The organism is Vibrio sp. OPT46 (assembly GCF_015163535.1).
Classification (GTDB): domain Bacteria; phylum Pseudomonadota; class Gammaproteobacteria; order Enterobacterales; family Vibrionaceae; genus Vibrio; species Vibrio alginolyticus.
In genome coordinates this window covers 1244-2378 of record NZ_JADDYG010000637.1, presented here as the reverse complement: position 1 = coordinate 2378, position 1135 = coordinate 1244, and the positions used below count along the sequence as shown (strand labels likewise).

Here is a 1135-nt window from a genome sequence, read left to right as displayed (position 1 = left end):
TTATCGAACATCACTTTGAAATACGGGAATGAATTTCTGTACCAAAAAGGCTTAGGACAACGAAATCTTATCTACATACTCATCCTGTTTGCTTACTACAAGTCATGTGGTGATACATTCAATTTGTGCTGTATAGAAGAACCAGAAGCACACTTGAGCGTTAACAACCTTCGTTTAGTAAGAGACTTCATTGAGAAAAGCTCAAGCAACAGTGGCTCGCTTGTACAAACTATCATTTCGACCCATAACCCATCGATCATCAACAAGCTAAAGATCTCTAATGTGTTGGCGTTTACTGGCGAGAAAGCAATTAGTCTGTCTGATACTCCAACTAAGCTAGTTGACTACCTAAGAAAGAGACCTAACTTCGACATCTTAAAGCTGCTGTTTGCGAACAAAGTCATTCTCGTAGAGGGCCCGACTGAAGAAATGCTAATCAGCACTTATCTGTCTAAACAACCAGCCCTCAACGACATTGATATTATTCCAATTGGTCAACGTGGTTACGCCACTTTCTTAGATATATGGCTAGCCTTGAACAAAGATAACCAGAACAAGAAAATTGGTGTTGTCCGTGATTATGACAATTCAGATGTAGCTAAAGCCAAACATGATGCCTATGACACAGCGCATGCGAATGTCACTGTAAGAACAACAACAAACTACACACTTGAAATTGATTTAGTAGAAGCAGAAGACAACCTAGCTTTACTAAGTGATTTATTCGAAATAGAAGGCGACCTCGACGCAGTATCCAAGCACATGATTAATGGTAAGACAGCAAGAATGCTTGATGTATGTGATGCGATGGTTGATGAAGAGAATCCACTGGATATCAAGTTACCAGCTCACATCGCTGAGGTCATCGAGGCGGTATCATGATAGAAGTACAGATTGCTGGTGCAGGTGCTGGGAAAACTTATGGCTTAGCAAAGACTTTGATAGAGCACATCGAAGCTTGTACTAGTCACAAAAAGACATTTGCACTGACCTACACAAACTCTGCAACAGCGAAGATAGAGCAAGAGATAATCAAACAACATGGCTTTATTCCGTCGAATCTCTGTATACAGACCGTACATAGCTTCTTGTTAAACGAAATCATCTACCCATTCTCGTCATTCACTCTCGGAGA

The 1135-nt window shown here is 40.6% G+C and carries 2 protein-coding genes; both read left to right on the top strand.

Translation table 11 applies throughout. The annotated features are described in order from the left end of the window. The coding region (locus IQR33_RS34195) for an ATP-dependent nuclease (RefSeq protein ID WP_228014103.1) at positions 1 to 882 on the top strand (882 nt) is incomplete at its 5' end. Further along, positions 879 to 1135, top strand: a 257-nt coding sequence (locus IQR33_RS34190) for a UvrD-helicase domain-containing protein (RefSeq protein WP_228014102.1), incomplete at its 3' end; no start/stop codon positions are given. The genes IQR33_RS34195 and IQR33_RS34190, both read left to right, overlap by 4 nt.